Consider the following 13,626-nt stretch of genomic DNA (forward strand, 5'->3'; position numbering starts at 1 on the left):
ATGCTTGCTGACGGAGGCGGCGGGTCGGCGGGGCCCACGATCGTCACGATGTACGAGATCATGAATCCGTGGAACTCCATCAAGACCAACGGGCCCTCGATCTGGTCGGCTGAGAAGGCCGAGGCCGAGGACTGCTTCAACAAGGTGAAGGAGCACTACGCCTGTGACGACGAGCAGACCTTCACCACCCAGCTGACCCAGATCGGCACCGACCTGGAGAGCCTGATCCCCCAGATCGATGCCATCTTCAAGGGGACGTTCGAGCAGAACAAGGACGTTGCCAAGAAGTTGCTGGCTCAGAAGGACGCATGGAACGAGGTGCGAACGAAGGTCACCACCGTTCGCGAGAACGTCGAGACCCACCTCGAGATGGACGACTGGGGCGGCGCTGGCGGCGAGGAGTACAAGAACGTCCTCCCGACCCAGAAGAAGGCGCTGCAGGAACTCAGCGGTCTGGCGACTGCGCAGAGCATGGCGGTCGACCAAGCCGGCACCATGAATGCCTGGATCTACCAGCGCACCCGTGACTCGGTGCTCGACGTCAAGGAGTACATGCCCGAGGGCTACTCCAAGAAGTCTGTGGAGGGCGGCTTCTGGACCCGCCCGACAGTGGGCGGGACTCCGTGGGACCAGTATGAGTATGCCAAGCACACCATGACGTTGGTCAACAACCTCAAGGCGCTCAAGACCTGGCTTGACAAGGTCGTCGACCCCTACGCGTCGGACTGGGCGAGTGCCGCACAGCGCCTCACGACCGACATCGACACCGTCACCAACGCGCCTGTCAACCTGCAGGACTCTGGCCAGTGGCCGGGTATCACCATGCGAGTCGAAGCTGACGCGGCCAACACCAGCGCGCTCGGGTACAACTCCGGCTACGTCGGTGGCAACTACGACACCGGTGATGGTGAAGGCATCGACATGAACATCTGACCATCGGTCGATCCACGACAGCGCCGGGGCGGTCTGCACCGGCGCTGTCGCGTTCCAGGAGCACGCGGCGAGTTTCGCCAGCGCGCCAGCGCCCTGCTCAGGTTCTGGGCGTGTGGTACTGGGCGTGGCTAGGCTGGCGGAGCACGTGAGCCGAACTGCCCGATCGTCCCTGCTCAAGGAGAGTCGATGCACATCACACACACCGCCGGTCGCTGGCTCGCCGGAGTTGCCCTCGGCACACTGCTGCTCTCCCAGAGCGGTTGCTCGGTCCTGGGCGGGGCCTCGACCCCTGCGGAGGTCTTGGCCACGATCACTGAGAAGTCCGGTGTCGATGCCATCCTGTGGGCCGAGATGACGGTGGGCGACGGGAAGGTGACCTACGCCGACGTGGCTGTGCTGAAGGACGGCAAGGCGTCGCGCTACAACCACAAGGGCGATCACACCATGGACGACGACTCCCTGGGCCTGTCCAAGGCGGTCCCGACTGCACAGTTCCCGGTCACGGAGTACGCGGCTGCGGCCGAGGGGATCAACTGTGACAACCAGAACCCATCGGTCTGGGTCGCCGTCACCCCGGGCGGCAAGTTCTACTCATCGGCCGACTGCGGGAACGAGAACGAGGTGAAGCGCCAGCGGCTCGACGGCCAGGAACTGAAGGGGGTGGCCGACTTCGCTTCGGCAGAAGGTGTCACCGCGCTGCTCGCCGAAGGACGTGCACTGTTCGGCGACCAAGCTGCTTTCACCCAGATCCGGATCAGCAGTGGCTCGGGAGCGACCAGGACTCCTTCTGTTTCACTCAATGCCAAGGTCAGCGACTCGTGCATCGGATCGGTGCTGCGGACGGCGGCCATCGCCGATGAACGCGGGCTGTGGCTCCAGAGCGCCGGCTGCAAGGGCGAGAACGGGGCAACGTTCTCACTGGCAGGAGTCACCCCCGAGAAGCTGGCCGGAGCCATTGACAAGGCAGTCTCCCCGCTGGGGAGCTACTCCAGCATCGTCATCAGCGGTGGTTCAGGTGGGCCAGTGATCACAGCCGGTGGAGGCGGCCAGGAGGTCACAGTCGACATCGACGGCAAGCCGATCAACTAGGTCGCCCGCTCCAGGCCAGCTGGCGAGGGCCTCTCAGGCGAGGGCCCTGCGCACCAGTCCCGCGATCGTCCCACCGTCGGCTCGTCCGGCGGCGCGGGCGTTGACGGCCTTGACCACCTGTCCCATCTGCTTCATGGTCGGCTTCTCGCCGAGGGCCTCGGTGACCAGCGCCACCTCCTCGTCCACGATCGCCTGCAGTTCCTCGGCGGTCAGCGGCTCGGGCAGGTAGCGGGCGAGGTACTCGGCCTCGGCCAGTTCCTTGCCGGCCAGTTCGGGACGACCACCGGACTCGTAGGCCTCGGCGGCATCCTTGCGCTTGTTGACCTCGCGGGTGACGATCGCGATCTCCTCGGCCTCACTGAGCTGGCGGGCGGCCGACCCAGCCACCTCCTCGGTGGCGATCGCCGCGATGGCCATCCGCAGGTTCGACTTCGCGGCCTCGTCCTTGGCCTTCATCGCGGTGACCAGGTCGGTCTTGAGCCGGTCCTTGAGGGCAGCCACGTCAGTTCTCCTTGCCGAAGCCCGAGGCCTCGTCGATGGCGGTGAGCTCGTCCTCGGTGAAGTCGAGCCGGTCGAGGGTGCCTAGGTTGGTCTCGAGCTGCTCGACCGAACTGGCACCGATGATCACCGAGGTGAGCCGGTCGTCACGCAGCGCCCAGGCCAACGCCATCTGGGCGAGCTTCTGGCCGCGGCCCTGGGCGATCTCGTTGAGTGCACGCACCTGGGCGAGCTTCTCGTCGGTGATCTGGTCGGACTTGAGCGACCCACCGCGCGAGGCCCGTGACCCCTCAGGGATGCCGTCGAGGTAGCGGTCGGTGAGCAGGCCCTGCGCGAGGCTCGAGAACGAGATCACGCCCATGCCCTCGTCTGCGCAGGTGGTTAGCAGGTCGTCGTCCTCGATCCAACGATTGGTGATGGCATAGCTGGGCTGGTGGATCAGCAGCGGCGTGCCGAGGTCGCGCGCGATCGCTGCCGCCTCACGGGTCTGGGCGGAGTTGTAGGACGAGATGCCCACGTACAGGGCCTTGCCCGAGCGCACGGCACGGTCGAGGGCACCCATGGTCTCCTCGAGCGGGGTGTCAGGGTCGAAGCGGTGGCTGTAGAAGATGTCGACGTAGTCCAGGCCCATCCGTGCCAGCGACTGGTCGAGTGAGGCGAGCAGGTACTTCCGCGTGCCACCGCCGGAACCGTAGGGACCGGGCCACATGTCGTATCCGGCCTTGGAGCTGATGATCAGCTCGTCGCGGTAGGGCTTGAAGTCCTGGGCGAACAGGGCGCCGAAGTTCAGCTCGGCCTGACCGTAGGGCGGGCCGTAGTTGTTGGCCAGGTCGAAGTGGGTGATGCCGCGGTCGAAGGCGCGCCGCAGGATCTCGCGCTGCACCTGCGACGAGCCGACGTCGCCGAAGTTCTGCCACAACCCGAGGCTGATCAGGGGCAGCTTCAGACCCCACGAGCCGGTGCGGCGGTAGGTCATCTGGTCGTCATAGCGGTCGGCGGCAGCAACGTAGGCGGTCATGGCCTCGAGTCTAGGACGACGCACACGGTGAGGGGGCGGTCAGGCCAGCAGCGCCATCGTGGTCCACCCGTGCCCGATCCTGCGGGCGGTGGTCCAGTAACGGCCACCGTTGCGGTAGTACCACATGGTCCCGTCGGCCCGCACCCCCACCAGGTCGTAGCGCCCGTCGCCGTCCATGTCACCGGGCGACAGGATGTGGGTGAAGCCACGCCAGCCGTGACCCACCTGGCGAAGCAACACCAGGCCGCCGGTGCGGGTGGTCACATAGGTGAACATGTAACCGTCAGACCTGACTGCCACGATGTCGGGCTTGGTGTCACCGGACAGGTCGCCCACCGCGACCAATGAGGTCATCGACTGCCAGCCGTGGCCCACCTGGACACCGGGGGTGAGCGGTTTGCCGAGCCCGGTGAAGCCGTAGCGCTTGAGCTTGCCGTCGGAGGAGCGAGCGACCAGATCGGGACGCCCGTCACCGTTGAGGTCGGGAGAGACGGTGAGCAGCGACATGCTGTTCCAGCCCGACCCGATCCGGGTCGGCGCGCGCCAGCGACCCCGGTCCGATCCCGGGTAGAGCCACAGGGTGCCGTCGGAGCGCCGAGCGGCGAGCTCGACTCGTCCGTCGCCGTTGAGGTCGTGCACGGGGCTGATCCAGGTCATCACCTGCCACGCACTGCCGACCTTGCCCTGCGAGGTCAGAGTCGGTCCGTTTCCGGTGACGTAGAGCTGGAGGTCGCCGGTCGCCTTGGTCACACCGATGATGTCGGCGCGACGGTCTCCGGTCATGTCACCGAACACGCCGCTGCCGCGGACGGTCGGCACGATGGTGGTGACCTCGGGCATGTTCAGCGGGGAGTCCTCCGGCGCCGGCGGCGGCACCGTGACCGGTTCCAGGATCGACCGAGCATTGCCCGAGGGGATGTGCGTCCGGCCCAGCGGGCCGGCGGAGGCCTCGACGACGGCGTTGCGGAACACCTGGCGGGCGAAGTCGATCGACTCCTGTGGCATCGGGAAGCGGTCCCGGTTCAGGTCGTCGAGGGCGACCACGAAGCCCATCGTGGAGAAGTTCACCACGCCTGCCCCGGAGGGGACGGTGTAGTAGGTGAGGTCGGCGTTCATCGCCGTCGTCCCGCGGCAGGTGAACGGAGAACGAGCCGCAATGGACAGGTTCGCCGGGTTGCTGGTCGACTTCTGGGCGCTGTCCACCTCGATGTTGAGCAGGGCCGGGTAGGTCGAACCCTTGGTCGCACCAGTGCCCTTGAACAGGAAGAACGAGGGATCGATGACCACCAGCGGCGCCACCAGTGACGAGCAGGAGTAGCGCGAACCCAGCAGGCTCAGGCTGTAGCTGGTGGAGAAGTTCGTCGTCGTCTGGTCGGGGGTCTTGACCGGGTCCTCACTCGACAACTTGTAGATCTCGTAGCTGCGCAGGTCCTGGTCGTAGCGGATGCGCCACCACAACGTGTTGGCCCCGGCGAAGACCAGGTTGGTACCCGCGTCGCGCAGTTCGCGCACGGAGGCCCACTGCGAGTTCGACCAGTACTCGTCGTGTCCCAGTCCGATGAGTGCTCGGGCACCCCGGTGTGGAGCGGACCCGTCACGGGCGATGTCGACACTGGTGGTGTACGACAGGTCGACCCCGGTCCTCTCAGCCTCCACGACAGCAGCTCGCTCCATGATCATGAAGTGGGCCACGCCGTAGTCGCGGTCGAGCGGGCGGTTGAGCGAGATCATCCGGGACCGTGCGGTGCTCGAGAGGGCGGACCCGTCGTCCAGCATGCCGGTGTACGCCGAGTACCCACCGAAGCGGTTGTAGGCCTGCCAGGTGGGCGGGGCCGCGACGATCGCGGTACGACCGGCATGCGCGGTGGAGCGCACGACGAACGGCACCTGCACCTTCAGGCCACCGGTCTCTTCGACCACCAGAAGGTAGACACCTTCGGGCCAGCCGGTGGTGGGCACGCTCATGGTGTCGGACCATTCGGAGGCATCCACCATGTTGACCACCCCGCCGAGACTGTTCGTCCTGGTCAGGCGAGGTTGCGGCTGAACGGTCGCTGGGGCCCAGTCAGACCGGGCGATCTCGCGCCCGCCTGCGCCGGCGTACCAGCCGACCCGGTAAGCGGTCACCCGCTGGCTCTCGGAGATCCGGTTGTCGATCCTCAGGACCACCGGCTGGCCCGGGGTGACCGAGGCCGCCGTGGTGTAGGCAGACAGCTGCGTGGGCAGGGCCCACTGCTCGGTCGGCACGTTCCAGCCTGAGCTTCCGGGGAGCTGGTTCTCCTGCTCGACCCAGGTCTCGGCATGGGCTGGAGGGGCCGCCACCACAGAAGTCAGCGCACCGGTGAGGATGGCCAGGATCATCACCAGGGTGCGTCGAAGCCGTCCCGCGCGAGGGTGTGGGGATTGGGAGAAGTGCACGAGAGACACTTACCACACCGAGATCGGCAGCCCTGACCCTGCATTCGGCAATAGAGTGGGCGGTTGTCCTCGTCCCGGTGACCCGACCGCTCCCCCAGACTCCAGGAAAGACCCGTGCGCAGCATCTCCGCATCCTTCGCCATGCCGGCGAACTGAAGTACCACTACCTCGGCATCACCCTGGTCTCGGTGTTGATCGCCGTCACCGCCCTGCTGACGCCGTTCGTCGTCCGCGGCGCCACCGACGAGGTGGTGGCCGGTCTGCAGGGTGGCGGGGGTGGCGTGCGGGTGATCCTCTACTACGCGATCGCCCTGCTGGTGGTCGAGGTGCTCAACACCGTGCTGCGCAACATCGGTGGGTTCTGGGGCGACATGATGGCGGCCCGGCTGCGCGCCATCCTGTCGGGGCGCTACTACGACAAGCTGCTGCGCCTGCCGCAGCGCTACTTCGACAACACCCTGTCGGGCACCGTGATCGCCAGGCTGAACCGGTCGATCACCGAGATCACCAACTTCCTCAACAGCTTCGCCAACAACTTCCTGCCGATGCTGATCACGCTGGCCGCCGTGCTGGGCATCAGCGCGTTCTACTCGTGGCCGCTGGCGGTCGCCCTGATCGTGATCTTCCCGGTCTACACCTGGCTCACCACCATGACCAGCCCTCGCTGGCAGGCACTGGAGAAGCAGAAGAACGCCCATGTCGACACCGCAGGTGGAGCCTTCGCCGAGGTCGTCGGCCAGATCAAGGTGGTCAAGAGCTTTGCCACCGAACAACGTGAACTGCGTCGCTTCAACCGCGAGTACGCCTCGACGATCGGGCTGACCAGGCGCCAGTCGAGCTGGTGGCACTCGATGGACGTGCTGCGCAACACCGCACTGGCGCTGATCTTCTTCGTCGTCCACGCCATCATCCTGGTCAAGACCGTCCAGGGTGACTTCAGCGTCGGCACCATGGTGATGCTGCTGCAGTTGGTGACCATGGCCAAGCAGCCGGTCACCGGCATGAGCTGGATCGTCGACACCGCCCAGCGTGCCATCGCCGGCAGCGTCAGCTACTTCGAGGTGATGGACGAGGTCGAGGAGTCGACCGAGATGCACATCGACCAGCGTGCGGTGGCACCACTCGACCCAGTCACCCCCGGTCAGCCCGTGATCTCGCTGCGGGATGCCAGCTTCGGCTACTCCGACTCGGCCGAGGACGTGCTCAGCGGGGTCAGCTTCGAGGTGATGCCGGGCGAGAAGGTGGCCCTGGTCGGTGAGTCCGGTGGTGGCAAGACCACCATCGTCAACCTGCTGCTGGGGCTCTACCCGCTGCGCGAGGGGAGCCTCACCGTGCTGGGACGAGATCACTCCCGCACCGACCTGGCCGAGTTGCGTCGCTCGATCGGCGTGGTCTTCCAGGAGCCGGCCCTGTTCTCGGGGACGATTCGCGACAACATCACCTACGGACGACCCGACGCCACCGACGAGCAGGTGGTCGAGGTCGCGACCCGCGCCAACGCCCACCAGTTCATCAACGGCTTCCGCGATGACTACGACTCGGTGATCGGTGAGCGCGGGTTGAAGTTGTCGGGCGGTCAACGCCAGCGGATCGCGGTGGCCCGGGCCATGCTCAAGGACGCGCCGATCCTGGTGCTGGACGAGGCCACCTCGGCCCTGGACACCCGCTCGGAGCGACTCGTGCAGGAGGGGCTCGACGTGCTGATGGAGAACCGGACCAGCATCATCATCGCCCACCGGTTGTCGACCATCGCGGCGGTCGACCGGATCGTCACGCTGCGCGATGGCAAGGTCGACGAGATCGGTACCCCGGCCGAACTGGCGGTCAGTGGCGGCATCTACTCCGAACTGCTGGCGCTGCAGGCCGAAGGTGGCAAGCGCAACCGCAAGCGGCTGCAGAGCTACGACATCTCCGGCTGAGAACCTCAGCTGGACGAGGACGACGAGGAGGCGGCCTGTTCCTTGCGCCGGATCAGGTCGATGGCGATCGCCGCACCGATCACCCGTCGTCTGGTCGCCGACTTCGCGGCCCAACGACCACGCACCGAGCGTCCGCCGGTCATGGACGAACTGACCGCACGAGAACGTGAAGTGTTCGCCCACCTCGCCCGCGGCCACTCCAACGCCGAGGTCGCCGCCGAACTGGTGTTGTCGATCGAGACGGTGAAGTCGCACGTGGCCGAGATCCTGCGCAAGCTCGGCCTGCGCGACCGCGTGCAGGTGGTCGTCTTCGCCCACGATCACGGTCTGACCGACCTCGGCGACCACGCATGACAAATGCCATGAACATGCACGTCATCCTGCGTGTCGGCTGAGGAAATCCTGAGCAGGCTTACCCTTCGCCTCCGCTCCGGGTTAGCGTGGACGAGAGTCGTCGCATGAGGTGATCGATGCGGTTGCGCCGCGAAGTCGAACAGCACCCGCGGGCCGAGGCCCCCGGGGTCTTCTCGCATGCCTGCGCAGCGGCGTTGGTGGCGGTGGTGGCGATCATCCCGATCACCCTGCTGTCACAGATCACCGCCGAACCCACGCCGATGTCGGCGGTGCCGGCACCGGCCGCGACCAAGGCCGCACCGCAGTGGTCGACCCCGCCCGAACAGCCCACCTCGCCGACACTCGGCACCGACGACGGCTCGCTGGTCCAGCCCGGGCTCGGCGACGACCGCGGAGGCGTGCGCGGCGACGACGTCGACCCCGTTGAGATCAACCACGAAGACACCTCCGTCATGGTGGTCACCCGAGCCACCAACCTGGCCCCGGGCACCATCAGCAAGGTGACCCGACCGGGCAAGGGCATTCTCGCCTACCCAGTGGTCGGCCCGGTCACCTCCAACTACGGCATGCGCTTCCACCCCGTGTTGGGTTACGTGAAACTCCACACCGGCACCGACTTCGGCACCGGGTGCGGACGAGCCGTGGGCGCCTCGGCTGCCGGCACCGTCAGCTTCGTCGGCTGGGGCGGTGGCAACGGCAACCGGATCGTGATCGACCATGGCCTGGTCGAGGGCAAGCGCCTCGAGACCACCTACAACCACCTGTCGGCCTTCGCCGTCAGACCGGGCCAGAAGGTCGTCCAGGGCCAGGGCATCGCACTGACCGGGACGACCGGCTACTCCACCGGCTGCCACCTGCACTTCGAGGTCATGGTCGACGGCAACTTCGTCGACCCGCTGCCCTGGCTCTCGGGAGAGGCGTCGCCGAAGAACCCCATTCCTGACTCGCTACTGGTGACCTCGGGTCCGTCGGACTCATCGACACCGACCCCGAGCGCCACTCCCTCCGCTGACCCAAGCAGCCAGACCCCGTCGGGGACACCCAGCAGCAGCGAGTCCGGGACTCCCTCGGTGAGTCCGTCACCGGGCACCCCGAGCCAGTCGCACACTCCGACGCCCGGTACGCCGACGCCCAGTACATCGACGCCCAGCCCCACGACGCCCAGTCAGACTCCGACACCCAGCACCACACCGACTGCCACGCCGAGCCAGACCCCCACGCCGACACCCACGCCGACACCCACGCAGGAGCCGAGCGACCCGGCGCCCACCGAGACAGTGACGCCGACGCAGCCTGCTCAGCCCAGTGAGCCTCCCCCACCGGAGCAGTCGACCATCGCCCCGGCCAGCGTCGATCCCACCGTGAGCCAGCAACCGCCGGCGCCGAGCGCCAGCGAGCCCGCCCCGTCCAACTAGCGGCGGCGTCCACCTGGTGACGACGAACTAGCGGCGGCCGGCCTTCGAACGGACGATCCGCTGGGCCTGCCAACTCGAGTCCAGGGTGATCGGTGCGGTCAGCACCAAGCCGGCGGTCTGCACGCCCTCGGCAATGTCACGAGTCTCGACGTGACCCTCCAGCCCCACCTTGGGGGTGAGCAGCCAGATCGTCCCGGTGGACGAGAGGTCGGTCAGCGAGTCGACCAGTGCGTCGGCGACGTCGCCGTCCTCGGCGCGCCACCACAGCAGCACGGCGTCGACGGCCTCGAGCGCCTCCTCGACGAGATCAGCGTCGATCGCGTCCATGATCGCTTCACGCAGCGACTCGTCGACGTCGGTGTCCCAGCCCAGTTCCTGGACCACCATGCCGGTGGACAGTCCCAGTACTGATGCGACCTGTTCGGTCCCCACGGTGCCGATGACCCTCTCGTTCAGCGCCGGGGGCTCCGGCGCGGCTGTCCCCAGCCTGCCAGAGACCCCATCGGCGCACCACCCCGGGTCGGGCTCAGGCGTCGCCGCCCGCGTTGCCCGAGGTGCCGGCGTTGACGTCGAGCAGCTTGTACATCTCGGCTGCCTTGGTCGCCCACTCGGCGGGAACCTCACCGTTCTTGGCCAGCATCTGCAGGGTGCGCACCGCGATCGAGGGACCGTCGATGTGGAAGAACCTGCGAGCTGCCTGGCGAGTGTCGGAGAAGCCGAAGCCGTCGGCACCCAGGCTGATGAAGTCCCCGGGAACCCACTGGGCGATCTGGTCCTGCACCGCACGCATGTAGTCGCTGACGGCCACCACCGGACCCTGACGGTCGGCCAGCTTCTGGGCCACGAACGGCACCCTGGCCTCCTTCTCGGGGTACAGGAAGGACTGCTCGTCGCACTCCAGCCCGTCGCGGCGAAGCTCGCCCCAGCTGGTGACGCTCCAGACGTCGGCGACCACGCCGAAATCCTTCTTGAGCAGCTCTTGGGCCTCCAGCGCCCACGGCACGCCCACACCCGAGGCCAGCAGCTGGGCACGACGTGCGTCCTCACCGACACCCTCGAAGCTGCCCTCCTTGAGCAGGTACATGCCCTTGACGATGCCCTCGACGTCGACGTTCTCGGGCTCGGCGGGCTGGGCCAGCGGCTCGTTGTAGACCGTCAGGTAGTACATGACGTGCTCGGGGTTATCGCCGTACATCCGGCGCAGGCCGTCCTGGACGATGTGGGCGATCTCGTAGCCGTAGGCCGGGTCGTAGCTGACCACGGCCGGGTTGGTCGAGGCCAGCAGCGGCGAGTGGCCGTCCATGTGCTGGGTGCCTTCACCGGTCAGCGTGGTGCGGCCGGCGGTGGCGCCGATGTAGAAGCCCTTGGCCAACTGGTCACCGGCGGCCCAGATGTTGTCGCCGGTGCGCTGGAAGCCGAACATCGAGTAGAAGACGTAGATCGGCACCATCGCCACTCCGTGGGTGGCGTAGCTGGTGCCGGCCGCGATGAACGCTGCCGACGAGCCGTCCTCGTTGATGCCGGTGTGGAGAATTTGGCCCTGGGGTGACTCACGGTAGGCGAGCATCAGCTCGTGGTCGACCGGGGTGTAGTTCTGCCCGTGAGGGTTGTAGATCTTGATCGTCGGGAAGAACGAGTCCATGCCGAAGGTACGGGCCTCGTCGGGGATGATCGGCACCACGTGCGGCGCGAACTGCTTGTCGCGCATCAGGTCCTTGAGCAGCCGGACGAAGGCCATGGTGGTGGCGATCTGCTGGTTGCCCGAGCCCTTCTTGACGCTGGCATAGGCCTTGTCGTCGGGCAGCGGCAGCGGCTTGGAGGTGTCGCGGCGCTCGGGTACGTAGCCGCCGAGCTCCTTGCGACGTCCCTGCATGTACTGGATGGCCGGATCGTGCTGCCCCGGGTGGTAGTACGGCGGGGTGTAGGGGTCGGCCTCGAGCACCTCGTCGGTGATCGGGATCTGCAGCCGGTCACGGAAGCTCTTGAGGTCGTCCAGCGCCAGCTTCTTCATCTGGTGGGTGGCATTGCGGCCGGCGAAGTGGCGACCCAGGAAATAGCCCTTGATGGTCTGGGCGAGGATCACCGTCGGCGCGCCGGTGAACTCGGTCGCAGCCTTGTAGGCCGAGTACACCTTGTGGTAGTCGTGCCCGCCGCGGGTGAGCCGCCAGATGTCGTCGTCGCTCCAGTCGGCAACCATGGCCTCGGTGCGCGGGTCGCGTCCGAAGAAGTGCTTGCGCACGTACGCGCCATCGTTGGCCTTGAAGGTCTGGTAGTCGCCGTCGGTGGTGGCGTTCATCAGGTTGACCAGAGCACCCTCGGTGTCGTTGGCCAGCAGCTGGTCCCAGCCACGACCCCAGACCACCTTGAGCACGTTCCAGCCGGCACCGCGGAAGAACGCCTCGAGTTCCTGGATGATCTTGCCGTTGCCGCGCACCGGACCGTCGAGTCGCTGCAGGTTGCAGTTGACCACGAAGGTGAGGTTGTCGAGCTCCTCGTTGGCAGCCAAGTGCAGCAGGCCGCGCGACTCCGGCTCGTCCATCTCGCCATCACCGAGGAAGGCCCACACCCGCTGGTCGGAGGTGTCCTTGATGCCACGGTTGTGCAGGTAGCGGTTGAACTGCGCCTGGTAGATCGCGTTCATCGGGCCCAGACCCATCGACACCGTGGGGAACTCCCAGAAGTCCGGCATCTGGTGCGGGTGCGGGTAGGACGGGAGGGACTTGACCTTGGACTTCTCCTGGCGGAAGCCGTCCATGCGCTCCTCGTCGAGACGACCCTCGAGGAAGGCGCGGGCGTACATGCCGGGCGAGGCGTGGCCCTGGAAGAAGATCTGGTCACCGCCGCCGGGATGGTCCTTGCCACGCCAGAAGTGGTTGAAGCCGACCTCGTACAGGGTCGCGGCCGAGGCGTAGGACGAGATGTGGCCACCGACACCGATGCCGGGACGCTGGGCCCGGTGCACCATCACGGCGGCGTTCCAACGCAGCAGCCGGCGCACCTGGCGCTCGAGCACCTCGTCGCCCGGGTAGGCCGGTTCGCGTTCGGGGGGGATGGTGTTGACGTAGTCGGTGCTGGTCAGCGAGGGGACGCCGATCTGGCGCTCGCGGGCCCGCTCCAGCAGCTTGAGCATGACGTAGCGTGCGCGATTGCGTCCCCCGGCCTCGATGATCCCGTCAAGGGACTCGAGCCATTCGCCGGTCTCCTCCGGATCGGTGTCGGGCAGGTTCGTGGGCAGCCCGTTGAGGATGGGTCCGGCATCGTCTCGGTCAGTCACTGAACAGAGTCCTTTCTCAACACCCACATTCGCGCTCGCGGTAGTGGGACCCTGCGCCGGCGAGGGCGGCAGGTGCGTCGTCTGACAGTCTTCCACCCCCAGCAACAGTTGTCACAGGAGCGACGCTGCGTGGTTGACTTCCCGGCATGGCACGAACCCACGAGCCGCTGGGGCTGACCCTGCTGGTCCAGGGACCCGACGACTGGGAACACGCCCGGGACCTACGTCTGGAGATGCTGGCAGACAGCCCTTTGGCGTTCCTCGAGCGCCACGGGGACGCGCTGGAGCGTTCCGACGACGCATGGCGTGAATTGCACCTTCGCCGCCTTGCGCCCAACAGTCGCTCGGTCGCGCTCGCCGACGACACCGGCCGCTGGCTGGGCCAGATGGTCGTGATCGACGACCGGCCCTCGGGCAGGGCGTGGCTGGTCGCGGTCTACCTCACCCCCGCCCTGCGGGGGACCCGGGCTGCAGCAGCCATGCTCGAGGCGGTCGTCGACTGGGCCCGTGAGCGTGGAAAGGACGCGCTGTGGCTCGAGGTGCACGAGCACAACCCTCGCGCCATCGCGTTCTACACCCGGCATGGCTTCGTCGACACCGGGGGTCGGCGCCCCTACCCGCTGGACGAGTCGGCCGACGAGGTGGAGATGAGGCTCGACCTGTGAGTCATGCGGTCGGCCGGCGACCTGCAGCAGGTGTTTCCGACTT

General features: G+C 67.0%; 11 protein-coding genes. 6 read left to right on the forward strand and 5 right to left on the reverse strand.

Going from position 1 to position 13,626, the window contains the following annotated elements:
- Positions 1 to 48: 48 nt before the first annotated feature.
- Both IE660_RS04020 and IE660_RS04025 read left to right on the forward strand, forming a co-directional pair.
- Positions 49 to 933: a hypothetical protein gene (locus IE660_RS04020; protein ID WP_203567068.1), complete on the forward strand. Its 885-nt coding sequence runs from the start codon at positions 49 to 51 to the stop codon at positions 931 to 933.
- 186 nt (positions 934 to 1,119) lie between these two features.
- Positions 1,120 to 2,022: a hypothetical protein gene (locus IE660_RS04025; protein WP_203567069.1), complete on the forward strand. Its 903-nt coding sequence runs from the start codon at positions 1,120 to 1,122 to the stop codon at positions 2,020 to 2,022.
- 33 nt (positions 2,023 to 2,055) lie between these two features.
- On the opposite strand, the gene IE660_RS04030 is transcribed toward IE660_RS04025, so the two are convergent.
- The 3 genes from IE660_RS04030 to IE660_RS04040 are packed head-to-tail and all read right to left on the reverse strand — an operon-like array spanning position 2,056 to position 5,899.
- Positions 2,056 to 2,523 carry a GatB/YqeY domain-containing protein gene (locus tag IE660_RS04030; RefSeq protein ID WP_203567070.1) on the reverse strand — a complete coding sequence of 156 codons (468 nt, stop codon included), beginning with the start codon at positions 2,521 to 2,523 and terminating at the stop codon, positions 2,056 to 2,058.
- A gap of 1 nt (position 2,524) precedes the next feature.
- On the reverse strand, positions 2,525 to 3,538 hold the full coding sequence (gene mgrA, locus IE660_RS04035; protein ID WP_203567071.1) for an L-glyceraldehyde 3-phosphate reductase: 1,014 nt from the start codon (positions 3,536 to 3,538) through the stop codon (positions 2,525 to 2,527).
- 39 nt (positions 3,539 to 3,577) lie between these two features.
- The gene (locus tag IE660_RS04040; RefSeq protein ID WP_203567072.1) at positions 3,578 to 5,899 is read right to left on the reverse strand and encodes a N,N-dimethylformamidase beta subunit family domain-containing protein; all 2,322 of its coding nucleotides are present in this window, start codon (positions 5,897 to 5,899) and stop codon (positions 3,578 to 3,580) included.
- A gap of 134 nt (positions 5,900 to 6,033) precedes the next feature.
- On the opposite strand from IE660_RS04040, the gene IE660_RS04045 reads away from it, so the two are divergent.
- The 3 genes from IE660_RS04045 to IE660_RS04055 all read left to right on the forward strand — a co-directional run bounded on the left by IE660_RS04045 (position 6,034) and on the right by IE660_RS04055 (position 9,644).
- Positions 6,034 to 7,875 (forward strand): ABC transporter ATP-binding protein, encoded by a 1,842-nt coding sequence (locus IE660_RS04045; RefSeq protein WP_203567073.1) that lies wholly within the window; start codon positions 6,034 to 6,036, stop codon positions 7,873 to 7,875.
- Positions 7,876 to 7,935: 60 nt separating this feature from the next.
- Entirely contained in the window at positions 7,936 to 8,229 is a 294-nt protein-coding gene (locus IE660_RS04050) for a response regulator transcription factor (protein ID WP_203567074.1), read from the forward strand.
- A 116-nt stretch (positions 8,230 to 8,345) separates the two neighbouring features.
- Positions 8,346 to 9,644, forward strand: a complete 1,299-nt coding sequence (locus tag IE660_RS04055; protein ID WP_203567075.1) for a M23 family metallopeptidase — start codon at positions 8,346 to 8,348, stop codon at positions 9,642 to 9,644.
- A gap of 27 nt (positions 9,645 to 9,671) precedes the next feature.
- Here the strand turns inward: IE660_RS04055 and IE660_RS04060 are convergent, their stop codons facing one another.
- A complete protein-coding gene (locus IE660_RS04060) occupies positions 9,672 to 10,085 on the reverse strand; it encodes a DUF3052 domain-containing protein (protein WP_407928994.1) in 414 nt (137 codons plus the stop codon).
- An 85-nt stretch (positions 10,086 to 10,170) separates the two neighbouring features.
- Positions 10,171 to 12,918, reverse strand: a complete 2,748-nt coding sequence (gene aceE / locus IE660_RS04065; protein WP_203567077.1) for a pyruvate dehydrogenase (acetyl-transferring), homodimeric type — start codon at positions 12,916 to 12,918, stop codon at positions 10,171 to 10,173.
- 146 nt (positions 12,919 to 13,064) lie between these two features.
- Here aceE and IE660_RS04070 point away from each other — a divergent pair, with 146 nt between their 5' ends.
- Positions 13,065 to 13,583: a GNAT family N-acetyltransferase gene (locus IE660_RS04070; protein ID WP_203567078.1), complete on the forward strand. Its 519-nt coding sequence runs from the start codon at positions 13,065 to 13,067 to the stop codon at positions 13,581 to 13,583.
- The last annotated feature ends 43 nt before the right edge of the window (positions 13,584 to 13,626 follow it).

It is taken from the genome of Aestuariimicrobium ganziense (assembly GCF_015352975.1).
GTDB classification, from domain to species: Bacteria; Actinomycetota; Actinomycetes; order Propionibacteriales; family Propionibacteriaceae; genus Aestuariimicrobium; species Aestuariimicrobium ganziense.